The organism is Actinoplanes octamycinicus (assembly GCF_014205225.1).
Classification (GTDB): domain Bacteria; phylum Actinomycetota; class Actinomycetes; order Mycobacteriales; family Micromonosporaceae; genus Actinoplanes; species Actinoplanes octamycinicus.
On the sequence record NZ_JACHNB010000001.1, the window covers coordinates 4,824,136 to 4,848,127 of the forward strand.

At 72.6% G+C, this 23,992-nt stretch carries 15 protein-coding genes; 8 read left to right on the forward strand and 7 right to left on the reverse strand.

Features of this window, described 5'->3' with window-relative positions; all coding sequences use genetic code 11:
• Window positions 1-58: 58 nt before the first annotated feature.
• Both BJY16_RS21070 and BJY16_RS21075 read right to left on the reverse strand, forming a co-directional pair.
• Window positions 59-1,909 (reverse strand): hypothetical protein, encoded by a 1,851-nt coding sequence (locus BJY16_RS21070; protein WP_185041306.1) that lies wholly within the window; start codon window positions 1,907-1,909, stop codon window positions 59-61.
• Window positions 1,906-2,667, reverse strand: a complete 762-nt coding sequence (locus BJY16_RS21075) for an ABC transporter ATP-binding protein (RefSeq protein ID WP_185041307.1) — start codon at window positions 2,665-2,667, stop codon at window positions 1,906-1,908. The genes BJY16_RS21070 and BJY16_RS21075 overlap by 4 nt, the downstream gene beginning before the upstream one ends.
• A gap of 149 nt (window positions 2,668-2,816) precedes the next feature.
• On the opposite strand from BJY16_RS21075, the gene BJY16_RS21080 reads away from it, so the two are divergent.
• From BJY16_RS21080 to BJY16_RS21095, 4 genes are all read left to right on the forward strand, one after another.
• The gene (locus BJY16_RS21080) at window positions 2,817-5,699 is read left to right on the forward strand and encodes an FtsX-like permease family protein (RefSeq protein WP_185041308.1); all 2,883 of its coding nucleotides are present in this window, start codon (window positions 2,817-2,819) and stop codon (window positions 5,697-5,699) included.
• Window positions 5,696-8,338: an FtsX-like permease family protein gene (locus tag BJY16_RS21085; RefSeq protein ID WP_185041309.1), complete on the forward strand. Its 2,643-nt coding sequence runs from the start codon at window positions 5,696-5,698 to the stop codon at window positions 8,336-8,338. Before BJY16_RS21080 ends, BJY16_RS21085 begins: the two co-directional genes overlap by 4 nt.
• Window positions 8,335-9,267: an ABC transporter ATP-binding protein gene (locus BJY16_RS21090; protein WP_185041310.1), complete on the forward strand. Its 933-nt coding sequence runs from the start codon at window positions 8,335-8,337 to the stop codon at window positions 9,265-9,267. The genes BJY16_RS21085 and BJY16_RS21090 overlap by 4 nt, the downstream gene beginning before the upstream one ends.
• 73 nt (window positions 9,268-9,340) lie before the next feature.
• Window positions 9,341-10,018, forward strand: coding sequence for an ABC transporter ATP-binding protein (locus tag BJY16_RS21095; RefSeq protein WP_185041311.1), 678 nt, complete (start codon window positions 9,341-9,343; stop codon window positions 10,016-10,018).
• A gap of 233 nt (window positions 10,019-10,251) precedes the next feature.
• On the opposite strand, the gene BJY16_RS21100 is transcribed toward BJY16_RS21095, so the two are convergent.
• Window positions 10,252-10,623: a MerR family transcriptional regulator gene (locus tag BJY16_RS21100; RefSeq protein ID WP_185041312.1), complete on the reverse strand. Its 372-nt coding sequence runs from the start codon at window positions 10,621-10,623 to the stop codon at window positions 10,252-10,254.
• A 64-nt stretch (window positions 10,624-10,687) separates the two neighbouring features.
• Between BJY16_RS21100 and BJY16_RS21105 the strand changes: the two genes are divergently transcribed.
• Together BJY16_RS21105 and BJY16_RS21110 are read left to right on the forward strand one after the other, a co-directional pair.
• On the forward strand, window positions 10,688-11,308 hold the full coding sequence (locus BJY16_RS21105; protein ID WP_185041313.1) for an NADPH-dependent FMN reductase: 621 nt from the start codon (window positions 10,688-10,690) through the stop codon (window positions 11,306-11,308).
• Entirely contained in the window at window positions 11,308-12,888 is a 1,581-nt protein-coding gene (locus BJY16_RS21110) for a DHA2 family efflux MFS transporter permease subunit (RefSeq protein WP_185041314.1), read from the forward strand. The genes BJY16_RS21105 and BJY16_RS21110 overlap by 1 nt, the downstream gene beginning before the upstream one ends.
• 95 nt (window positions 12,889-12,983) lie before the next feature.
• Here BJY16_RS21110 and BJY16_RS21115 read toward each other — a convergent pair whose 3' ends face one another.
• The 4 genes from BJY16_RS21115 to BJY16_RS21130 all read right to left on the reverse strand — a co-directional run bounded on the left by BJY16_RS21115 (window position 12,984) and on the right by BJY16_RS21130 (window position 18,061).
• A complete protein-coding gene (locus tag BJY16_RS21115) occupies window positions 12,984-13,895 on the reverse strand; it encodes a carbohydrate ABC transporter permease (protein WP_185041315.1) in 912 nt (303 codons plus the stop codon).
• Window positions 13,895-14,836, reverse strand: coding sequence for a carbohydrate ABC transporter permease (locus tag BJY16_RS21120; RefSeq protein ID WP_203759184.1), 942 nt, complete (start codon window positions 14,834-14,836; stop codon window positions 13,895-13,897). The genes BJY16_RS21115 and BJY16_RS21120 overlap by 1 nt, the downstream gene beginning before the upstream one ends.
• A gap of 132 nt (window positions 14,837-14,968) precedes the next feature.
• Complete coding sequence (locus BJY16_RS21125) at window positions 14,969-16,342, reverse strand: ABC transporter substrate-binding protein (protein ID WP_185041317.1); 1,374 nt, start codon at window positions 16,340-16,342, stop codon at window positions 14,969-14,971.
• Between the two features lie 354 nt (window positions 16,343-16,696).
• On the reverse strand, window positions 16,697-18,061 hold the full coding sequence (locus BJY16_RS21130) for a UDP-glucose dehydrogenase family protein (RefSeq protein WP_185041318.1): 1,365 nt from the start codon (window positions 18,059-18,061) through the stop codon (window positions 16,697-16,699).
• 332 nt (window positions 18,062-18,393) lie between these two features.
• On the opposite strand from BJY16_RS21130, the gene BJY16_RS21135 reads away from it, so the two are divergent.
• Together BJY16_RS21135 and BJY16_RS21140 are read left to right on the forward strand one after the other, a co-directional pair.
• The gene (locus tag BJY16_RS21135; protein ID WP_185041319.1) at window positions 18,394-21,045 is read left to right on the forward strand and encodes a cellulose binding domain-containing protein; all 2,652 of its coding nucleotides are present in this window, start codon (window positions 18,394-18,396) and stop codon (window positions 21,043-21,045) included.
• 30 nt (window positions 21,046-21,075) lie between these two features.
• A complete protein-coding gene (locus BJY16_RS21140) occupies window positions 21,076-23,991 on the forward strand; it encodes a glycoside hydrolase family 48 protein (protein WP_239177863.1) in 2,916 nt (971 codons plus the stop codon).
• Window position 23,992 lies beyond the last annotated feature (1 nt).

The following is a 23,992-nucleotide window of genomic DNA, read 5'->3' on the forward strand; positions in this document are numbered from 1 at the left end:
TCATTCCTGACCGAATGGCCGATGGGGTATCCGCCGCCTGTATCCTGTTGTGGGCAGATCATCGCAACGGGCGGCGGCCCCACAGCACCAGGCCGGTCAGCAGCATGCCGGCGCCGAGCGCGACCATTCCCAGCGCCACCCCGGTCCGGACCCCGCCGGTCAGGTGCGAGGCGACGATCCAGCCGCCGTGCACGTCCAGCACCAGCACCAGCAGGCCCTGCGGCAGCACCGGCAGCCATCCCACGGTCAGCAGCACCAGGGCCCAGGCGGTGGCCCGGTTCTCCCGGTACCACCCCGGGTCCCAGGTGAGCGGCACCGCCGGCGGTGGCGGCGCGCTGCGGTCACCGGCCGCCGCCAGCACCTCGGTGCCGCGCTGCGCGAGCCGGTCGTCGGCCAGCCACAGCGCGCCCCGGCCGACCGCGAACCCGGTGAGCAGCCCGGCCACCGGGGCGAGCCAGCGCAGGCCGTCCGGCCCCCAGACCGCCAGGGCGAACGCCGGCGCCGCCGCGACCAGCGGACCGGCCAGGGCGAGCAGCACGCTGACGATGTCGGTCGGATTGTCGGCGGCGGTCGGATGCCGGGCGTCGCGCACCGGCCTCACCCGGAGCAGCGCGACCCAGACCGGCGTGGTCGCCCCGGCGCCGAGCAGAGCGGGCAGCACGGCGATCGCCGGCAGCGGGTCGACGCCGGGCGCGACCAGGATCCCGGCGACCGTCAGCAGCAGTCCGACCGGCAGCGCCAGCAGCAGCCAAGCCAGCGCCCGGCCGCGGGTCTCGGCGGCCTCCCCGGACGGGGTGAGCAGCGGGATCCAGAGCGCCGTGCCGTCCAGGCCGACCAGGCTCGCCGCCATCGCGGACGCCCAGAGTACGGCGAGCGGGCCGGCCCACGGCGCCAGCAGGTCGACGTGGGCCAGCAAGGGGAGCAGGGCCAGCAGCGAGCCGTAGACGACGGCGAAGGTGAGGTACTGGAGGCGGAGCGGGTGTCGTACCCAAGAGATCAGCTCGCGGACGGCGACCGCGCGCAGCGGGCCTGGCACCGGGTGGCGCGGTCGTGCGGTCGTGCGGCCCGGCGTGCCCTCGGAGCCCCTCCCCGCACCCCGCCGCCGCCGGAACGGCGTCCCCGCCGACACCACCCGCCGGACCTGCACCCCATATCCCGCCAGCAGCGCCCCGACCAGCCCCGCCAGCCCCGCCAACAGCCCGGCCGCCGCCCCGGGAGCCGCCGCGGCCGCCGCCAGGGGCCAGTCACTCGGCACCCTCGCCAGCACCTCGACGACCGACGGCGGCGGCCCGGTCACCAGCAGCGTGCCGATCCACGGCGCCACCGCCCACACCGACCCGGTCACCCCCATGACCGCACCGGTGAAGGTGCCGGTGAGGATCGCCCCGACCGGCCCGGCCGCACGTCCGACCGCCTCCACCGCGACCGCGGAGCCGGTCAGCCCGACCAGCCAGAGCAGCAGCGCGCCCACGGCGGCGAGCACCGCCGCCCGGAAGCCGTGCTGGACCGCGGCGTGCACCGGCAGCGCCGCGAGCGCGAGCAGCGACACCGCCGGGCCGATGCCGACCGCGGACGCGGCGAGCAGGCCGGCGGTCATCGGGCCGGGGGTGATCGGTTCGAGGCGGAGCTGGGTGGGGCGCAGCCGGCCGCGGGTGCCGCCGAGCAGCAGGGGCAGCACGATCCAGCCGAGGACCCAGGCGCCGGCCAGGATGCCCAGGGTGTGCGGGTTGCCGCGGACCGCGTACCGGATCAGCCAGGCGGCGGCGAGCAGGCCGGCGACCGCGGCCACCAGCGGCGCGGGATTCTCCCGCAGCGCCCGCCGCAGCATCGTGGCCCGCATCCGGACCAGGGTGGCGACCGCCGCGGCCGGCGGCGTGCTCGCCGGCGCGGCGTCGATCGTGGCGGTCATCCGGCGATCAGCCAGTCCAGGTCGGCGGTGCCGGGCGCGTCCGCGCCGACCAGCTCGACGAAGCGTTCCTCCAGGCCGGCGTCGCCGGCCACCTCGGCGACCGGGCCGGCCGCCACCACCCGGCCCCGGTGGATCACCGTGAGGTCGTCGCACATCTGCTCGACCAGCAGCATCGAGTGGGTGGAGAGCACCGTGGTGCCGCCGCCGGCGACGAACCGGCGCAACACCCGGCGGATCGCGGCGGCGGACACCGGGTCGACCGCCTCGAACGGCTCGTCGAGCACCAGCAGCCGCGGCGCGTGCAGCAGCGCCTGGGCCAGCCCGACCTTCTTGCGGGTGCCGGTGGAGCAGTCGGCGAGCGGGGTGGCGGCGCCCTTGGCCAGGCCGAGCACCTCGATCAGCTCGGCGATCCGGCTCTCCGGGGAGGTGACGCCGCGCAGCCCGGCGCAGTAGCGCAGCAGCTCGGCGCCGGTGAGCCGCTCCGGGAAGTCCAGGCCGTCGGGCAGCACGCCGGTCAGCGCCCGGGCCCGCGGCCGGTCGGCGAGCGCGTCGCCGCCGAGCAGCCGGATCGTTCCGGCGTCCGGGGTGATCAGGCCGACCGCCATGCCGATCGTGGTGGACTTGCCGGCGCCGTTCGGTCCCACGATCCCGTGGAACGTGCCCGGCCGTACGGTGAGATCGACGTGGTCCACTGCCCGGTAGGACCCGAAGGTCTTCGTCAGGCCACGGATCTGGAGTGCCGGTTCATTCACGGCCATCACCTTAGGGAAAACGGCGTTCCCGCGATGTCCCGCGCGGCGGTGCGAACCGGCGCAACCGTAGCGATATGCGGGCGTGGCCCGGGTGCGGGACCGCGCATCCGTTTCCCATCTGGCAAGATCCCGCCCATGCTCGAACCGGGGCGCCGATGGCGCTGATCCTCCGGCGTGCGGCGGCAGCTCGGGGACTGCTCGCCGCGGCGGCCGCGGTCATGTTGGCCGCGGTGCTCCTGCTCACGGGGCTTGCCGCGTACGCCACCGCCTCGGCCGGCGCGGGTTTGCGCGCCGCGGTGTCGGTCGCCGATCCGGACGAACGGTCGGTGCTGGTGCGCGGGGCGCTCGGCGCCGAGCCGGCGGCCCGGGACGCGGCGGTCCGGCGGGCGTACGCCCCGGCCACGGTCAGCTCCGCCCGGTACGGCTCCGGCTGGGCCGTGCAGGGCGCCACCGGTACCGCGGCGCCGGACGCGGACGGCATCGTCTACGCCTCCCTGGTCCAGCTCGCCGACCTGTCCGAGCACGCCGACCTGGTCAGCGGCGCCTGGCCGGCCGGGAACGGCGACGTCGCGCTGGCCGAGCCGGCCGCCACCGCGCTCGGGCTGCGCAGCGGGGCGACCCTGCGGCTGCTCGACCGGAACACCAAGCGGACGGTGGCCCGCAAGGTCAGCGGGGTGTGGCGGCCGCGGGACACGGCCGACCCGTACTGGCTGCTGGTCCCGGACGTGTTCGCCGGCCGCCTGCCGCAGACCTCGACGTACGGCCCGATCGTCGCCGCCGACCCGGGCTTCTTCGCCGGCGCCTCCGGCGGCTGGCTGATCCGGCCGGACCTCGCCGACCCGACCATGGCGTCGGTCCGCCGGGCCGCGGACCGGGCCGCCGCGATCGGCAAGGCCCTGCCGGAGACCTCCGGCATGGGCACCTCGGCGACGGTCAGCACCGGCCTGCCCGACCTGGTCGACCGGCTGACCAAGGCCGACCTGGTCCGCCGCTCCACGTTGGTCACCCCGGTGCTGCTGGTCGTGGTGCTCGGCGGGTACGCGCTGTCGCTGGTCGCGGTGCTGCTGGCCGAGTCCCGGCGGAGCGAGACCGCGCTGCTGCGCGCCCGCGGCGCGTCCCGCCGGCAGCTCGGCGGGCTGGCCGCGATCGAGGCGCTCGGCCTGGTGCTGCCGGGGGTGCTGCTCGGCCCGCCGCTGGCCGTGGCCCTGGTCCGGCTGCAGGCCGCCGAGGCCCGGCTGGACGCCGGGGTCTGGCTGGTCGCGGCCCTGGTCGGGGTGGGCGGCGTGCTGGCCCTGAGCGCCCCGGCGGTGCGCCGCGGCGGCACCTACGTCGCCGAGACCGCCGGCCGCAAACGCCTGTCCATGGTCCGCCGGGCCGGACTCGACCTGGTCGTGGTCGCCTTGGCGGTGCTCGGCTGGCTGCAGCTGCGGCAGTACTCGGCGCCGACCGGCGCCGGCGGCCTCGGCATCGACCCGCTGCTCGCCGCCGCGCCCACGCTGGGCGTGCTGACCGGCGCGGTGCTGGCGATCCGGCTGCTGCCGCCGGTGGCCCGGTTCGCGGCCGGCCGGCTGGACCGGGGGCGGGCCCGCTCCGCGCTGTTCGGCACCTGGCAGGCCGGCCGGCGCTCGCACGCCGGCCCGATGGTGATGGTCGCCCTCGCGGTCGCCGCGGCCACCGTCTCCTGGTGCCTGGCCGCCACCGCCCAGCAGTCCCGGGTCGACCAGGCGGTCCAGCTGGCCGGCGCGGACCTGCGGCTGGTGGAGAGCGCCGGGCTCGCCCCGGTCGGCCGGGCCGAGCAGCTGGCCGCGCTGCCCGGGGTGCGGACCGTGGTGCCGGCCTGGCGTGACTTCGTACCGCTGACCGCCGGCGAGGACCCGGCCGAGCTGGTCGCCATGGACGCGGCCGCGGCCCGGGACGTGGTGCAGGCCCGCGACGACGCCTTCGGCGGCCCGCCCGCCGACCTGCTCGATGAGCTGGCCGCGGCCGGCGGCCCGGGGGAGACCGGCACCCTGCGACCCGGCCGGATCGTCAGTTCGGCGCCGCTGCGCACGATCGCCGTGTTCACCGGCGGGCGGCGGGTCGACCTCGGGCTCAGCGACCGTGGCCGGCCCCGCGACTTCACCACCAGCGGTCCCGGGCTGCTCGGCTTCAAGGTCGAGGGCACCGGCACCTGGAAGATCACCGGTCAGGAGGGCACCTTCCAGGTCACCGACCGGGCTCACTCGCTGGTCGCCACGGATCACACCGGCGCCTACCCGGTCAACGGCGGGATCCAGATGGCGATCCAGTCGGCCTGGGACCCGGTGCCGATCGCGATCACACCGGCGGTCGAGGAGGCCCTCGGCGAGATCAGGTTCCTCAACGTCGGCGCGGTCGGCGTACCGGTGAAGGTGATCGCGGTGATCGACCGGATGCCCGGCACCGAGGGTGGGGCGGCGATCCTGGCCGACCGGGCCGCGCTCGACGCCCGGCTGTTCGGCGGTTTCGGCATCGTCCGGGACACCGGCGAGTGGTGGCTGAGCGGCACCGACCCGGGCGTGGCCGGCCTCTCCGGCCTGCGGGTCGTGGACCGGCAGCAGCTGGCCACCACCGGCGACGCGTTCGGGACCGCCGCCCGGATCGCGCTGTTCGGCGCCGCGCTCGGCGCCATGCTGCTGGCCGCGGCCGGGATCGCGGCCGACGCCCGGGCCACCGCCCGGCACCGCTCGGTGGAGCTCGCCGTGCTGCACACGCTGGGCGCCGGCCCGCGCCTGCTGGCCCGCTCGCTGATCATCGAGCAGGCGCTGCTGGCCGGCCTCGGCGCGCTGGCCGGCCTCGGCGTCGGCCTGCTGGTCGCCGCCGCGATGGCCCCGCTGCTGGTGCTGACCCCGGCGGCCGGGCGACCGCAGCCGGAGGCCTGGCTGGAGATCCTCTGGGGCCGCACCCTGGGCAGCGCCGGGTTGCTGGTCGCGATCGCCCTCGCGGTCAGCGCCACCACCGCGCTGTCCGCCACCCGCCGCCTGCCGGCGACCCGTCTGCGCCTGGGGGAGGACCGATGAGCGTGCTCCACCGGGTCCGCGCGTTCGCCGGTCAGCTCATCCTGCTGGCCGTGCTCGGCGCGCTGGCCGCCTTCCTGGTCTCCGGGCCGGTCCGGCTGGCCAACGGGCACACCGACGACGGCCTGCGCGGCGACATCAACAAGCTGCCCGCGGCCAGCCGGGACCTGACCTACTCCGGCGTCCAGTCGGAGGGCCGGCCGAACAAGGCGGCGGGCGCCGGCCGGCTGGACCAGATCCGCGGCGAGCTGCCCGCCCCGCTGCCCGACATGATCAGCGGCGCCTGGTACATCGCCGAGACCGACCTGTCCTCGATCCGCCCGGCCGGGGTGCCGGCCGGCGAGTGCCCCAACCTGGTCCGGGTGCGCTGGCAGACCGGCACCGAGGGGACCGTCACCATGGTCGACGGCCGGTCGCCGCGGTCCGGCACGGCGCCCGAGCTGATGGTCGGGAAGGACGCGGCCGCCGCGCTCGGCCTCAAGGTGGGCGACCGGGTCAGCCTGGGTTCCCGGGACGGCGTGATCGAGGCGGCCGTCGTCGGCGTGTTCACGCCGGTCGATCCGGCCGCCCCGATCTGGTCCGACCAGGAGCTGCTGCCCGGCGCCTGCCCGGACCCGCGGGAGGGCCAGCGGACCGAGGCGGTGCTGCTCACCGATCAGCGCGGCGCGGTCGCGCTCGGCGAGGCGCTGTTCAACCTCGGCGAGCGGTGGCGCTTCCGGCTGGACGAGCAGCGGATCACCGCGGACCGGGTGGACGAGCTGACCAAGGCGGTCGCCGCGGCCCGCCGCCTCACGCCGGAGAGGACCGCGCTGCAGAGCAGCGTGGACACCACGCTCAGCAAGTTCGGCGAGCAGGTCGTCGCGGTGCAGGCGCTGCTCGCCGTGGTGCAGGCCGGCATCCTGGCCACCGCGGCCGGGCTGATCCTGCTCGCCGCGCGGCTGATGGCCGACCGGCGGCGGGCCGAGTTCGCGCTGGTCCGGGCCCGGGGCGGGGCGGTCCGTACGGTAGCCGGCCGCACCCTGCGGGAGACCCTGACCGTGGTCCCGATCGCGGTGCTGGCCGGCTGGCTGGCCGGGATCGTGCTGCCCGGCCGGGCGAGTGCCGGCGAACCCCTGCTGGTGCTGGCCGTCCTGCTGGTCGCGGTGCTGGCCGCGCCGGTCTACGCGGCGCTGGTCGCCTGGCATCCGGCGTTCTCCGGGCACCGCTCGGACGTGGCGTCGCTGCGCCCCTCGCCGCGCCGGCTCACCGCCGAGGCGTTCCTGGTGCTGCTCGCGGCCGGCGGGATCTTCCTGCTCCGGCGGCGCGGGCTGGACGCCGGGGCCGGGGTGGACCCGTACCTGATCACCGCGCCGGTGCTGCTCGCCGTGGCCGCCTCGGTGGTGGCGCTGCGCCTGGTGCCGTTCCCGCTGCGCTGGGCCGGCAACCTGGCCGCCCGGGCGCGCGGCGCGATCGCCTTCCTCGGGCTCAGCGGCGCGGGCCGGGCCCCGCTGCACTCCGGGCCGCTGGCGGTGCTGGTCGTGGCGATCGCCACCGGCCTGTTCACCGGCACCGTGACCAGCACCGTCGACGCCGCCCGGGACCGCGCCGCGGAGCTGGCCGTCCCGGCCGACGCGACGGTCAGCGGCTTCCGGTTCGCCCCGGACACCGCCGCCAGGATCGCCGGGCTGCCGCACGTCGACCGGACCACCGCGATGCTGCTCTACCAGGGCGCCACGGTGCGCGGCGACACCACGCCGCTGCTCACCCAGACCCAGGCGATGGTGCTCGACACGGCGACCGCCGGACTCGACCTGCCGGCCGCGCTGACCGCCGCGCGACCCGGCGGCGACGCGGTCCCGGCGATCGTCTCGCCCCGGCTGGCCGCGCAGCTCGGCGGCGGCGGGCGGGTCGAGGTGCAGGGCCGGGAGTACCGGTTCACCGTCGCGGCGGTCCAGGCCAACGTGCCCGGCCTGAGCAGCGACGCCCGGGACTTCATGGTGCTGCCCCAGCAGGCCATGCCGATCCCCGACTTCCAGCCGATCCTGCCGAACCGGATCCTGGTGGCCGGCGACGGGTTCGACCCGGAGCAGGTCCGGCTGGCCGCCGACGACGGGCAGCGCGCCCAGCTGGCCGCGCTGACCGGCGGCGAGCAGAAGGAGGGGCAGCTGGCACTGCCCGCGGTGGTCACCACCCGGACCGCCTACCGCACCTCGCTGGAGGAGCGCGGCGTGGACGGCGCGCTCAGCTTCACCTTCGCGGCCGGCATGGTCGCCGCGGCCGCGCTGGCGCTGACCGCGGTGGCGCTGGCCGTGCTGACCGGCGCGCCGGCCCGCGGCCGGACGCTGTCCCGGCTGCGCACCATGGGCCTGTCCGCGCGGCAGGGCCGCCGCCTGCTGATCTACGAGATCCTGCCGCTGATCGGGGTGGCCGTGCTGGCCGGTGGCCTGGCCGGGTTCGTGCTGCCCGCGCTGATCGGCCCGGCGCTGGGCCTGGGCGGCTTCACCTCCGGGGTGGCCGCCGGGATCACCCTCGATCCGTGGTTCGCCGGCGGGGTGCTGGCGGTCGCGGCGGTCGCGGTGCTGGCCGCGCTCGCCGTCGAGAACGTCGCCAACCGGCGCCTGCGCGTGGGCACGGTGCTGAGGTTGGGAGAGGAGCAGTCATGACCGATCTGGCTGATCTGGAGCGGAGGGCGGCGGAACGCGCCGCGGCCCGGGCCGGCGGTCAGGACCGGCTCAGCGGGCACATCGTCTGCGACGGTCTGGTCCGGATCTTCCGGACCGAGGGTGTCGAGGTGATGGCCCTGCAGGGGCTGGACCTGGTGGTCGACCGCGGGGAGTTGCTGGCCGTCGTCGGCGCCTCCGGCTCCGGCAAGTCGACCATGCTGAACATCCTGTCCGGACTGGACGAGCCGACCGCCGGCATCGCCAAGGTGGCCGGTTTCGATCTGCTCGGCATGACCGCCGCGAAGCGCCTGGAGTACCGGCGGAAGATCGTCGGGTTCGTCTGGCAGCAGACCGCGCGCAACCTGCTGCCGTACCTCACCGCCCGGGAGAACGTCGAGCTGCCGATGCGGCTGGCCGGCAACCGCCGGAAGAAGCGGGCCGAGGAACTCCTCGACATGGTCGGGGTGGCCGACAAGGCCGGCCGCCGACCGGCCGAGATGTCCGGCGGCGAGCAGCAGCGCTGCGCGGTCGCGGTGGCCCTGGCCAACGACCCGGAGGTGCTGTTCGCCGACGAGCCGACCGGTGAGCTGGACGAGGCCACCGCGGACGAGGTGTTCGGCGCGCTGCGCACGGTCAACGCCGAGCTCGGTGTCACCGTCGTGGTGGTCACCCACGACCGGAACGTGGCCGAGCAGGTCCGCCGCGCGGTCGCGATCCGCGACGGCAAGACCGCCTCCGAGGTACGCCGGTCCGCCCGCCGCGCCGCCGACGGCACCGAGCAGCACGTCACCGAGGAGTACGCGGTGCTGGACCGGGCCGGCCGGCTGCAGCTGCCGGCCGCGTTCGTCGAGGCGCTCAGCCTGCGCGACCGGGTCCGCCTCAACCTCGAACCCGACCACGTCGAAGTCCGCCCGGGAGAGTCAGCATGAGCGAACTTGCGAGCGCCTCAATCAGCTCAGTCCTCACCTCGTGCCGGCACCGGAACGCGGCGGAGGTGGCGGCATGAGCGTCGTCGAGGTCTCCGGCCTGTCCCGCGACTACGGCACCGGCGAGCGGGTCGTGCACGCGCTGTCCGCCGTCTCGTTCAGCGCCGAGAAGGGTGAGCTGGTCGCGGTCCGCGGCCGCTCCGGCGCCGGCAAGACCACCCTGCTCAACCTGATCGGCGGCCTGGACCGGCCGACCGCCGGCAGCATCGCGGTGGCCGGCCGGGACGTCGCGGCCGCCTCCGAGGCGGACCTGCTGGAGCTGCGCCGCGACACGATCGGCTTCGTCTTCCAGTCGTTCGGCCTGATCCCGATCCTGTCCGCGGCGGAGAACGTCAGCATCCCGATGCGCCTGGCCCAGCGGGACCCAGCCGAGCGGGACGAGCGGGTGTCGGTGCTGCTCGAACTGGTCGGCCTCGGCGGCCAGGCCAACCAGCGGCCCGGCGAGCTCTCCGGCGGCCAGCAGCAGCGGGTGGCGCTGGCCCGCGCCCTGGCCAACGACCCGGACCTGCTGATCGCCGACGAGCCGACCGGTCAGCTGGACTCGGACACCGGCCGGGCGATCATGGATCTGCTCCGCGCCATCGTCGACGCCCGCGGGATGACCGCCCTGGTCGCCACCCACGATCCCAGCCTGATCGACCGGGCCGATCGCGTCCTCACCCTCCGAGACGGCCGCCTGATCGAATCTCTCTGAGACCCGATTCCGGTACGGGCGACGTGCGACCCCGGCCCGCGGCTGGTTGCCCGAGGTGATCCCCCTGGTCAACGCCGTGTGCCCGGTCCGCCACTTCCCAGTCCCCGCCCACCCAGGGGGCCTGCCCGATGACAGTGTCGCGCGGAAACGTGATCGGCCGCGGCCACGTTGTGGACAGCGTGCTGGTGTGGACAGACCCGCCACCGTGTCGGCAGCGGGCGCCCCGCATCGGATCAGAGCTCGCAGAGCCGGGCGCCGGAGTTCATCTCGGCCAGCTGGAGCTTGAGGGCGGCGACGCGGGCCTCCGCCTCGGCGATCAGGGTCTCGGCGATCCGCCCCCAGTCGGCGCAGGCCGGATCGTCCGGCAGGTCGGCGAGGACGTCGGCGATCTCGCGCACCGTCAGGCCGACGCGCTGGGCGAGTTTCGCCACCTTGATCCGGCAGGCCGCGGCGGCGTCGAAGCGCCGCTGGTCGCCCGAGGTGCGCTCGGCCCGGATGACGCCGTGCTGCTCGTAGAAGCGCACCGCGGACGGCGCGACCCCGGCCGCCGCGGCCACCTCGCTGACGGTCAGGACGAAGCCGGAGGGTGCCTGCGTGACGGTCATCGCCCCATCCTGCCCCGAGCCCGGGCTTGACTTCAACATATGTTGAAGGTCGAGCGTGGTCCGCATGACCGAAACGAACCTGGCCACCCGGCCCACCGTCCCGACCGGCGCCGACTCCGGCAGCGCCGAGCCACTGCACCTCGCGGTGATCGCCGGCAGCGTCCGCGACCAGCGGATGAGCCGCGCGGTCGCGGAGTGGGCGGCCTTCCGCGCGGCCACCGGCGCCGTCGAGGTCGACCTGATCGACTGCGCCGAGGCCGACCTGCCGGACGACGGCGCGCTGCGCCCCGGCGGCGGCGAGACGTCCACGGTCGCCGGCCGGATCGACGCCGCCGACGCCTTCGTGATCGTCACCCCGGAGTACAACCACAGCTACCCGGCCGGCCTGAAGCGCCTGATCGACTGGCACTACCGCGAGTGGATGTTCAAGCCCGCCACCATCCTGTCCTACGGCGTGCAGGGCGGCCTGCTCGCCGCCGAACACCTGCGTGGCGTCTTCGCCGAACTGCACGTGGTCACCACCCGCCGCGTCGTCGGCCTGTCCCGCCCGTGGGAGCACCTGGGTGCGACCGGGTTCCAGCCGCCCGCCCCGGTCGGCGAGGCCTTCGACGCCGCCCTGCACGAACTCGCCTGGTGGGCCACCACCCTCCGGGCCGCCCGCCGCGACCGCCCCTACGCCCGCTGATGCCCGCGGACGCCCGGCGGATCGGCCTGACCCTGGCCCTCGGCACCCTGCTGGTCGTGATCGACACCACGGTCACCGTGGTCGCCGTCCCGGCCATGGTGACCGGGCTGGACACCACGCTGCCCGCGGTCGGCTGGGTGACCACCGCCTATCTGCTCGGCATCGTGGCGGTCATCCCGCTGGCGACCTGGTCGGCGAACCGGTTCGGGGCCCGCCGGGTCTACCTGGCCGCCCTGCTGGTCTTCGTCGCCGGCTCGATCCTGGCCGGCCTGGCGACGACCGTGACCGCCCTGGTCGCCTGCCGCGCCGTGCAGGGTCTCGGCGGCGGCTTGCTCAACCCGGTCGGCTCGGCGATCGGACTGCGCGCGGTCGCCCGGGAACACCGGGGCCGGCTGATGAGCTTCCTGGCGCTGCCGCTGGTGATCGGCCCGGTCTGTGGCCCACCGCTCGCCGGCTGGCTGATCGAGGTGACGTCGTGGCGATGGATCTTTCTGATCAACGTGCCACTCGGGCTGCTGGCCCTGCTGGTGTCCGCCCGGGCGCTGCCCGCCGATCCGGCGCCCGGCGCGGCGCGGGAGCGGATCGACGGGGTCGGGCTGGCGCTGCTCTCCGGCGGGGCGGTGCTGGTCGTGCTGGGCGGAACCCTGCTGGACGGGGTGCGGCGGGCGGCCGGGGCCGGTCTTCTGGTCGCCGGGCTGGTGCTGCTGGCCGGATTCACCCGGCGGGCGCTGCGGGGGACCGGGAGCCGGGACCGGCCGCCGCTGGTGGACCTGTGGCTGCTCGGGCGGCCCCCGTTCGGGGCCGGGGCGGGGGTGCTGGTGTGTTTCGGGGCGGCCTACTTCGGCACGATGGCGGTGCTGCCGCTCTACGCCCAGGGGGTGCGCGGGGACTCGGTCGCGGTGGTCGGCGCGCTGAGTCTGCCGCAGGCGGTGGCGGTGGGGGTGACCGCGCAGGTGGCGACCCGGCTGGTGGACCGGCTGCCGGCGCACCGGATCGTGCTGACCGGCACGGTGCTCGGACTGGCCGGGGTGCTGGGGCTGTTCGCGGCCACCGTGGCCGACGCCGGCTATCCGCTGGTACTGGCGGCGTCGGTGCTGGTCGGCGCGGGGTCCGGGGCGACCCTGATGCCCGCGATGACCCTGGTGCTGCGTGACTTGGACCAGGCCGAGACGCCGCGCGGCACGACCCTGCTGAACCTGTTGCAACGCCTGTCCGCCGCCCTCGGCGTCGCCGCCGTCGCGGTGGTGCTCAACGTCCTGGTCGGCCTGCGGCTGCCGGGTGGCGTAGCGGCGATGCTGGTCCTGGACGCGCCGAGCCGGTCGGCCGCGCGGGCGGACCTGGCCGCGGCGGTCGGCGGGAGCTACCTGATCGCGGTGGCGCTGATCGCCGCCAGCGTGGTGATCGCTCTTCGGGCGCTGCCCGGGACGCGGGCTCGGGTTCCGGCGGATCGTGGCCACCCGCGGGCGTCGCCCTTGCGGGCCGGGCGTTCTGGCCGCGCCAGCGGCCTGCCCGGCCCGGAAGGGTCCCTGGCGGGAGCGGCGATCAGTGATCAGCGCGGATCCGAGTCAGGAAGATCTTGACCGTGAAGTTGATCTTCTAGGGGTGCTTCAGGCAGACGAGGACGGGGCCGCACCAGAAGGTGCGGCCCCGGGTGAAGCAGATGAAGCAGATGAAGCTACCCCTTGACGCTGCCGGCCAGCAGGCCGCGCACGAAGTAGCGCTGGAGCAGGAGGAACACGGTGACCGGCACGATGATCGAGACGAACGTGCCGGACGCCAGCAGGTGCCAGGCGGTGCCGCGGGTGCCGGTGATGTTGGCCAGCTGCAGGGTGATCGGGGCGACCGCGTCGCCGCCGCCGGCGAAGACCAGGGCGACCAGCAGGTCGTTCCAGACCCAGAGGAACTGGAAGATGCCGAAGGCGGCCAGGGCCGGCGCGAGCAGCGGGAGCATCACCTTGAAGAAGATCGCGACGTGGCCCGCGCCGTCCACCCGGGCGGCCTCGATCAGGCCGGACGGGATCTCCCGCATGAAGTTGTGCAGCAGGTAGATCGCCAGCGGCAGGGCGAACGTGGTGTGCGCCAGCCACAGCGGCCAGAACGTGCCGGCGATCCCGACCTTCCCGAAGATGGTCAGCAGCGGGATCAGGGTGACCTGCAGCGGGACGATCTGGAGCGCGAAGACCGCGATGAACAGGATGTTCTTGCCGCGGAAGTTGACCCAGGCGAACGCGTACGCCGCCAGGGCCGCCAGCGAGAGCGGGATCAGCACCGAGGGGATGCAGATCATCAGCGAGTTGACGAAGTACGTCCCGAGGCTGATGCCGGTCTCGCTGTCGAAGACCGCGCGGTAGTTGTCCAGCGTGACCTCGGGATCGGTGAAGAACGTCCACCACCCGGTCCGCTTGATGGCCAGCTCCGGGCGGAACGACGAGAGCAGCAGGCCGAACGTGGGCAGGGTCCAGAGCACCGCGATCACGATCGCGGCCAGGGACGCCCACGGCGAGCTGAGCCGCTTCTTCGCGACCGCGGCGGCGCTCAGCTGAACCGGAGTGACGTCCGGTGTGGTCGTCAGCGGGGTGACCGTCATCATGCCTCCTGACGGACTTGGCGGATGTTGTACACGATGATCGGGATCACCAGGACGAACAGCACGACCGCGAGCGCGGCGGCGAGGCCCTGATTGTCCGCCCGGATCAGCTGGCTGTAGAACTCGTTCGCGATGACGCTGGTCCGGAAGTTACCACCGGTCATCGTGCGGACCACGTCGAAGACCTTGAGCGTGCCGATGGCGAGCGTGGTCAGCACCACGACGACGCTGGTCCGGACGCTGGGCAGGGTGATCCTGACGAACATCTGCCACGGGTTGACGCCGTCGAGGCGGGCGGCCTCCACGATCTCGTCCGGGATCGCCTTGATCGCCGCGGACAGGATCGTCATGGCGAAGCCGGCCTGGATCCAGATGAACACCACGATCAGCAGCAGCGTGTTCAGCTTCAGCGTGTCGGTGATCAGCAGCTGGACCGGCTCGCCGCCGAGCCAGACGATGATCTGGTTGATCAGGCCGATCTGCTTCACGGTCGCCTGGTCGGGGCGGTACTCGTACATGAACTTCCAGATGACGCCGGCCGCGACCATCGAGATCGCCATCGGCAGGAAGACCAGCGCCTTGGCGAACGACTCGAACCGGGACTTGTCCACCAGGATGGCGTAGACCAGGCCGATCGCGGTGGCCGCGAGCGGGACGATCAGCACCCAGACGACCGTGTTGCCCAGCACGCTGAGCAGGTCACCGTCGGTGAAGATGGCCTTGTAGTTGTCGGCGCCGATGAACGACACGCCCTGCGCGTCGAAGAACGAGTCGTAGACCGTGCGCAGGCCCGGATAGACCAGGCCGACCGCCAGCAGCAGGACGACCGGCAGCAGGTAGAGCCAGCCGATCATGGTGTCGGAGCGCTTGCCCCGGACCCGGCTGGCGAGGAAGAGGATGACACCCAGCACCGCTGCGAACAGCAGCAACGCGGAGAGCATCTGCACAAGCTTTTCTGGGGTGGTGCTCGCAGTTTGAAACACGCGGCCCGGACCTCCTTCGTGATTCCGAGGGGAAAGAGGGCGAGGGCCGGCCGGGACTGATGTCCCGACCGGCCTCGGAGATAACTCAGATCACTTCTTGGGCCATGCGGCTTCGATGTTGTTCACCGTGGTGGTGGTGTCCTGGCCGGTGATCCACGCGGTGGACTGCTTCCAGAACGCGTTCGACCCGATCGCGGCGGGCATCATGTCGGAACCGTCGAACCGGAACTGCGCGTTCGGGTCCTGCAGGATCTTCGCGGAGAGCACGTCGATCGGGTTCTTCAGGTTTTCGATCTTGAGACCCTTGTTGGCGCTCACCCAGCCGCTGGAGACCTTGGCCTTCTCGTTGGCCCAGGTGTCGGTGGACAGGTAGTACTGGAACGCCTTGACCTCCGGCCGGTCGGCGAAGGCCAGCACGAACTCGCCACCGCCGAGCACCGGCTTGGTGGTGGCGTCCTTGCCGGGCAGGTAGAAGGCGTAGACGTCGCCGTTCTCGGAGATGTCCGTGCCCTTGGTGAAGTTGGCCGCGTAGAACGAGGCCTGGCGGTGCAGCGAGCAGTTGCCCTCGAGGATCTGCAGGCCGGCGTCCTGGAACGTGGTGGAGGCGACGGACTTGACGTCACCCAGGCCACCGTTGACGTACTTGTCGTTCTTCAGGTAGCCGCCGACCGCGTCGAACGCGGCGGTGATCTCCGGAGCGTTGAACGGGATCTCGTGCTTGACCCACTTGTCGTAGGTCTCGGCGCCGGCGGTGCGGAGCACGAAGTCCTCGACCCAGTCGGTGGCCGGCCAGCCGGTGGCGTCACCGGAGCCGATGCCCGCGCACCACGGCTTGGCGCCGGTGGCGGCGATCTTGTCGCTGAGCTGCTTCAGCTCGTCCAGGGTGGTCGGGACGGTGTAGCCCTTGTCCTTGAAGTCCTTCGGCGAGTACCACACCAGGGACTTCACGTTGGCACCCAGCGGCGCGGCGTAGAACTTGCCGTCGACCGTGCCGTAGGCCTTCCAGTCCTTGCCGAAGAACTTGTCGGCGTTGTCGGCGACCTCCTTGGGGGCCTCGACGGCCTTGCCGGTGGCCACCAGCTGCTGCAGCAGGCCCGGCTGCGGCACGTAGGCGACGTCCGGCGGGGTGCCCGCCTTCGCCCGGACCAGGATCTGCGTCTCGAAGGACTTGTCACCCTCGTACTTGACCGTGACGCCGGTGCACTTCTCGAACGCCTCGTACGACTTCTTGTGCGGGGTGTCCTCCGGGGTCACGATGCTCGTGTAGAGCGAAACCGTCTTGCCCTTGAGGTCACCGAACGAGCTGAACTGCGAACAGTCGATAGCCGCTGCCGCCGTGTCGGTGGAACCGCTCGAGTCGTCGCTCTTGTCGCCACCACAGGCGGCCAGGCTGAAGACCAGCCCGACGCCGAGGGCACCCGCGAGCGCGACTCGGGATCGCGAACTCCCACGTAGACCGAACATGCTGCTCCCTATGTCTTGAGCGCCTCCGGCGTCTGGCGACGCCGCCGTCCGAAGCGCTTCTTGACCAACAGTCAAGAGGTAACCGCCACGTTGCGCAATGATTTCCGCGTGATCGAGTCGGTAACGATATCGCTGCGACGGGCCTGCACCTTAACCGGTTAAGAAGATTGGCGGAAGAGGCCGTCGCATCGCGATGCCTATAGCCCAATTTAACCGGACATAGCGGTCATGATACTGCGGGTGAGTCGGTTTTGTTGAGCTTCGCGGGAACCGGCAGAATCGGCCCTACTCCGCAAAAAGGAAACCGCCGTGGCGGCGGCCACGGCGGTTCCTGGTGCGAGAGGGGCGCGACGCTCAGCCCGCCACGGCGAGGTACTTGAAGCCCAGGCGGCGCATCCGGTCGCCGTCCAGCGCGTGCCGGCCGTCCAGCACCAGCGGGTTGCGCATCAGCCCGACGAACTTGCTCCAGTCCAGCTCCAGGTACTGCGCCCACTCGGTGACCAGGACGACCGCGTCGCAGTCGTCGAAGACGCCGTCCAGGGTCTCGCTCAGGTGCGGGGCCAGGTCCGGGTGCTCGCGGCGGAACCGCTCGCCGGCGATCGGGTCGTGCAGCCGCACCCGGGCGCCGCGGGCCAGCAACAGGTTCGCGATGTCCAGCGCCGGCGCGTCGCGCAGGTCGTCGGTGTTCGGCTTGAACGCCAGTCCGAGCAGGCCGATCTTGCGGCCCTTGAGGATGCGCAGCTCGTCCTGCAGCCGCTCCACGGCGATCGCCCGCTGCCGCTGGTTGACGTCGCGGGCCGCCTTCACGATCGGCATCTCGAGGTTGTACTCGCCGGCGGTGGCGACCAGCGCCTTGGTGTCCTTGCCGAAGCAGGAGCCGCCCCAGCCGACGCCCGGCTGCAGGAACCGGGAGCCGATCCGCTGGTCCAGGCCCATGCCGCGGGCCACCTCGGTGATGTCCGCGCCGACCTTGGCGGCCAGCTGACCGATCTCGTTCACGTAGCTGATCTTGAGGGCCAGGAACGCGTTGGCCGCGTACTTGATCAGCTCGGCCGAGGCCAGGTCGGTGGAGACCAGCGGGACCGCGGTGGCGTCCTCCGGGCGGGGCAGGAAGGTGGGCGGGGTGAAGGTCTGGTTGATGATCGGCCGGTAGAGCCGGTTCAGCACCTCGAGGCTGCGCGGGTTGTCCGAGCCGATCACGATCCGGTCCGGGAAGAGGGTGTCCGCGATCGCGTTGCCCTCGCGCAGGAACTCCGGGTTGGAGGCGACCGCGAACTCGACGCCGGCCGGGCGGTCGGCGCGCTGCGCGAACGAGTCGCGCAGGATCGCGTCCACCCAGTTGCCGCTGCCGATCGGCACGGTCGACTTGTTCACCACGACGGTGAAGTCGTGGTCCAGCGACTGGGCCACGCTCTCCGCGGCGGAGCGCAGGAAGCGCAGGTCCGGGCTGCCGTCGGCGGCCGACGGGGTCTGCACCGCCACGAACACCACGTCGGCGCCCGGCACGCCCTCGGCGTAGCTGGTGGTGAAGCTCAGGTTGGCCGCCGCCTCGGCGAGCAGCTCCTCCATCCCGGGCTCGTAGATCGGGCACTTCCCGGCGCGCAGCATGTCGACCTTGTGCTGGTCGAGATCCACGCAGGTGACCTCGTGCCCGAGGAAGGCGAGGCTGACTCCGGTGGTCAGACCGACATAACCGGTACCGACAACGCAAACCTTCATGCAATCTCCTCCACCGCTACGCCGGGCCGATGTCACGCCGTGTACCGGTACCTATCCCGCCGACTGCTCGCGGACCCGGTGTGCCAGCGTTGGCCCGCGCGTTCCGCCGAATGATACACAGCCGCCCCTCCCGCAACTTGTTGCTGCTCACGGCGCTCCCTCCGAGGTTTACCCGCGGCGATAAAGATCGAATCGCGTCGTTCGGCACATTGTCGCTCTCGGTAGTCGACCGGCGACGACTGCTGAATGTTTCCGGCTCTTGACAGACGGATGACGGCGACAGACGCTTTGGGAGCGCTCCCAGGTTTACGTACGTCAATGAAGGGTCCCCCATGCGCAGATCCCTCGGCGGCGCGCTCGCCGCCGCCCTGGTGGCCGCGGCCTCCGCGGTCGCCGTCGTGTCGCAGCCGATCTCGGCCACGGCTGCCGGCACCGACCCGTATGCCTGGAAGAACGTCCGGATCGACGGCGGTGGTTTCATCCCCGGCGTCGTCTTCAATCCCGGCGAGAAGAACCTGATCTACACGCGCACCGACATCGGCGGCGCCTACCGCTGGAACCAGAGCAGCCAGAGCTGGACCCCGCTGCTCGACTGGGTGGGCCAGGACGACTGGGGCCACAACGGCGTGCTGAGCATCGCCGCCGACCCGGTGGACACCGGGCGGGTCTACGCCGCGGTCGGGATGTACACCAACAGCTGGGACCCGAACAACGGCGCCATCCTGCGCTCCACCGACAAGGGCGCCACCTGGAAGCAGACCGATCTGCCGTTCAAGGTCGGCGGCAACATGCCCGGCCGGGGCATGGGGGAGCGGCTCGCGGTCGACCCGGCGAACCCCGAGAACGTCTACTTCGCGGCCGAGGGCGGCAACGGCCTGTGGCGCAGTACCGACTACGGCGCGACCTGGGGCAAGGTCAGCAACTTCCCGAACGTCGGCGACTACGTGCAGGACCCCGCCGACACCAACGGCTACCTGAGCCAGAACCAGGGCTTGACCTGGGTGACCTTCGGGCCGGCCGGCCGGATCTTCGTCGGCGTGGCGGACAAGGACAATCCGGTCTACACCTCCACCGACAGCGGCGCCACCTGGTCGCGGATCGCCGGCCAGCCGACCGGATACCTCGCGCACAAGGGCGTCGTCCAGGGCGACTACCTGTTCCTCGCGACCAGCGACACCGGCGGTCCCTACGACGGCGCGGCCGGCGAGGTGTGGAAATACCAGCTGAGCACCGGGACCTGGACCGACATCTCGCCCACCCCGGTCGCCGACCGCTACTACGGCTACTCCGGCCTGACCGTCGACCGCCAGCACCCGGGCACCCTGATGGTCGCCACCCAGATCTCCTGGTGGCCGGACGCGATCTTCTTCCGCAGCACCGACTACGGCGCCACCTGGACCCGGGCCTGGGACTGGAACGGCTACCCGAGCCGGACCAAGCGCTACACCCTGGACATCTCGGCCAACCCGTGGCTGGACTTCAACAGCACCGCGCAGGCGCCCGAGGAGAGCCCGAAGCTCGGCTGGATGAACGAGTCCCTGGAGATCGACCCGTTCGACTCGAACCGGCTGCTCTACGGCACCGGCGCCACGCTGTACGGCACCACCGACCTGACCAGGTGGGACTCCGGCGGCACGATCACGATCAAGCCGGCCGCCCGCGGCATCGAGGAGACCGCGGTCCTCGACCTGGCCAGCCCGCCCAGCGGCGCGCCGCTGGTCAGCGCGCTCGGCGACATCGGCGGCTTCCACCACGCCGACCTGAACACCGTGCCGGCCAGCTTCCACGACACCCCGAGCCTGGGCAGCAACACCAGCCTGGACTTCGCCGAGCTGAGCCCGTCGTTCTTCGTCCGGGTGGGCAACGCCGACGCGGCGCCGCACATCGGCGTCTCCACCGACGGCGGCAAGAACTGGTACCCGGGCCAGGAGCCGTCCGGGGTGACCGGCGGCGGCACCGTGGCGGCCGGCGCCGACGCCACCGCGGTGGTCTGGTCGCCGGCCGGGACCGGGGTGCACTACTCGACCACGCGGGGGAGCAGCTGGACCGCGTCGACCGGTCTGCCGGCCGGGGCGATCGTGGAATCCGACCGGGTCAACCCCAAGACCTTCTACGCGTACGCGAATGGCTCCTTCTACACGAGCACCGACGGCGGAGCGACGTTCGCGGCTCGATCGGTCGCCCTGCCGGCGAGCGGGCGCCTGCACGTGAAGGCCGTGCCCGGGATTGCCGGGGAGGTCTGGGTGGCCGCGAGCACCGGCCTGTTCCGCTCCACCGACTCGGGCACGAGCTTCGCCAAGGTCGCGGCGGCGGGGGAGAGCGTCAACGTCGCCTTCGGCAAGGCCGCGCCCGGCGCCGCTCATCCGGCGGTCTTCCTGGTCGGGGCAGTGGACGGGGTCGACGGGGTCTACCGCTCCGACGACACCGGCGCGACCTTCGTCCGGATAAACGACGACAAGCACCAGTACGGCAACATGGGCGACGCCCTGGCCGGCGACCCGCGCATCTGGGGCCGGGTCTACCTGGGCACCAACGGCCGGGGCATCCTCTACGCCGACCGGACCGGCCCGGTGCCGTCCGCGTCGAGCCCGTCACCGTCGAGCCCGTCACCGTCCAGCGCGTCGCCGTCCAGCCCGTCGCCGTCGGCCTCCTCCAGTTCGCCGGCGCCGACCGGCGGCTGCACCGCGACCTACCGGGTCACCGGCTCGTGGACCGGCGGCTTCCAGGGTGAGGTCACGGTCACCAACACCGGCAGCACCGCCACCACCGGCTGGACCGTCACGTGGTCCTACCCGGCCGGCCAGACCGTCACGCAGAGCTGGGGCGGCACCGCCACCCAGTCCGGCGCCGCGGTCACCGTCACCAACGCGTCGTACAACGGCGCCCTCGCGTCCGGGGCCTCCACCACGGTCGGATTCCTCGGCGGCACCACCGGCACCACGAACCCCGTCCCGTCTCCCGTCTCCTGCTCCCGCGTCCCCTAGGAGGACACCCCCGTGAGACCGTCCTGGTTTTTGAGAGGCAAACGCCTGCGACGCAGGCTGGCCGTCTTCAGCGCCGCCGTCCTCGGCGCCGGCGCGGTGTTCGTGGCCGGCGGCCCGCCGGCCTACGCCGCGGCCGGTTGCGCCGTGGTCTACAAGGTGCAGAGCCAGTGGACCGGCGGGTTCACCGGTGACATCGCGATCACCAACTCCGGCGACCCGCTGACGTCCTGGAAGCTCGAGTACGACTTCCCGGACGCCGCGCAGAAGGTCAGCCAGGGCTGGAACGGCAACTACAGCCAGAGCGGCAAGCGCGTCACCGTGACCAACGCGGCGTGGAACGGCACGCTCGGCACCGGCGCCACCACCAGCACCGGGTTCAACGGCACGTTCGGCTCGGCCAACCCGGTGCCGACCGCCTTCACCCTGAACGGGCAGCCCTGCAACGGCGCGGCCACCGCGCCGACCGTGGCGATCAGCAGCCCGGCGGCGAACACCCGGTACACCGCGCCGGCGTCCATCCCGATCAGCGCCACGGCCACCGCGGCCGGCGGGCAGAGCATCGCGAAGGTCGAGTTCTACCACGACGGGCTGCTGCTCGGCAGCGACACCAGCGCGCCGTACGCGTACACCTGGACCGGGGTGCCGGCCCAGACCGCGGCCTACCACCTGCAGGCCATCGCGTACGACGGGTCCGGCGCCAAGAGCAGCACCGCCGACGTGCCGGTCTTCGTGGACGCCGCGACCACCCCGGCGATCGTCGCCGACGCCACGTCGGCCACCCTCGAACCGGGCGCGAGCGGGTCGTTCAAGCTGGCCCTGAGCGCCGCGCCGAGCGCGAACGTGACGGTCGCGGTGGCCCGCAGCGCGGGCAGCACAACCGTCACCGCCACCCCGGCCACGCTCACCTTCACCCCGGCGAACTGGAACACCGGCCAGTCGGTGACGATCGCGGCCGCCAGCTCGGCGGCGGCCGGCGACACGGCCACCATCACGGCCACCGCCAGCGGTTACACCGCGGCCAGCGTCGCGGTGAACGTGGTCAAGGCCGGTGCGGTGGACGCCCGGTTCACCCAGATGTACAACGACATCAAGAACCCGGCGAACGGCTACTTCAGCCCGGAGGGCGTGCCCTACCACTCGATCGAGACGCTGATCGACGAGGCGCCCGACCACGGCCACGAGACCACCAGCGAGGCGTTCAGCTACTGGCTGTGGCTGGAGGCCGAGCACGGCCAGGTCACCGGGGACTGGGCGCCGTTCAACAGCGCCTGGTCGACGATGGAGAAGTACATCATCCCGTCGCACGCCGACCAGTCGACCAACGTCAACTACAACCCGGCGAAGCCGGCCACCTACGCGGCCGAGCACCCGCTGCCCTCGCAGTACCCGTCGCAGCTGGACAGCAGCGTGTCGGTCGGGACGGACCCGCTGGCCGCGGAGCTGAAGAGCGCCTACGGCACCGACGACATCTACGGCATGCACTGGCTGCTGGACGTGGACAACACGTACGGCTTCGGCCACTGCGGTGACGGGACGAGCCGGGTCACCTACATCAACACGTTCCAGCGCGGCCCGCAGGAGTCGACCTTCGAGACGGTGCCGCAGCCGTCCTGCGACACCTTCAAGCACGGCGGCCCGAACGGCTTCCTCGACCTGTTCACCAAGGACTCGTCGTACGCCAAGCAGTGGAAGTACACCAACGCGCCGGACGCCGACGCGCGCGCGGTGCAGGCGGCCTACTGGGCGAACACCTGGGCGACCGCGCAGGGCAAGGCGTCGCAGCTGTCCACCGCCGTGGCCAACGCCGCGAAGATGGGCGACTACCTGCGGTACTCGTTCTACGACAAGTACTTCAAGCAGCCCGGCTGCACCTCCACCTCGTGCCCGGCCGGCACCGGCAAGAACGCCTCGAACAACCTGATGTCCTGGTACTACGCCTGGGGCGGCGCGTACGACACGTCGGCCGGCTGGGCGTGGCGGATCGGCTCCAGCACCAGCCACTTCGGGTACCAGAACCCGATGGCCGCCTACGTGCTCTCCAACGTCAGCGCCTTCAGCCCGAAGTCGCCGACCGCGAAGTCCGACTGGCAGGCCAGCCTGAACCGGCAGCTGGAGTTCTACCAGTGGCTGCAGTCCAGCGAGGGCGCCATCGCCGGTGGCGCGACGAACAGCTGGAACGGCAACTACTCGGCGCCGCCGGCCGGCACGCCGACCTTCTACGGCCTGGCCTACGTCGAGGCCCCGGTCTACGCCGACCCGCCGTCCAACCAGTGGTTCGGCATGCAGACCTGGTCGCTGGAGCGGCTGGCCGAGTACTACTACACGACCGGTGACGCCAAGGCCAAGTCGGTCCTCGACAAGTGGGTCACCTGGGCGCTGGCCAACTCCACCATCACCGCGACCAGCTTCGAGATCCCGTCCGACCTGACCTGGACGGGCGCGCCGGCCACCTGGAACCCGTCCAGCCCGGCGGCGAACACCAGCCTGCACGTCACGGTCAAGTCCAAGGGCACCGACCTGGGCGTCGCCGGCTCGTTCGCGAAGCTGCTGGCCTACTACGCGGCCAAGTCCGGCAACACCGCGGCGAAGACCGCGGCGAAGAACCTGCTCGACGCGATCTGGACGCACAAGGACGCCAAGGGCGTCTCGGTGACCGAGACCCGCGCCGACTACAACCGGATGGACGACACCTACGACGCCAGCACCGGTCAGGGCATCTACATCCCGAACGGCTGGACCGGCAAGATGCCGAACGGCGACGTGATCAAGCCCGGGGTGTCGTTCCTCGACATCCGCTCCTTCTACAAGAACGACCCGGACTTCCTCAAGGTCCAGGCGTACTTGAACGGCGGAGCCGCACCCACCTTCAACTACCACCGGTTCTGGGCCCAGGTCGACGTCGCCACCGGCTACGCCGACTACGCCCGGCTGTTCCCGAACGGGTGAT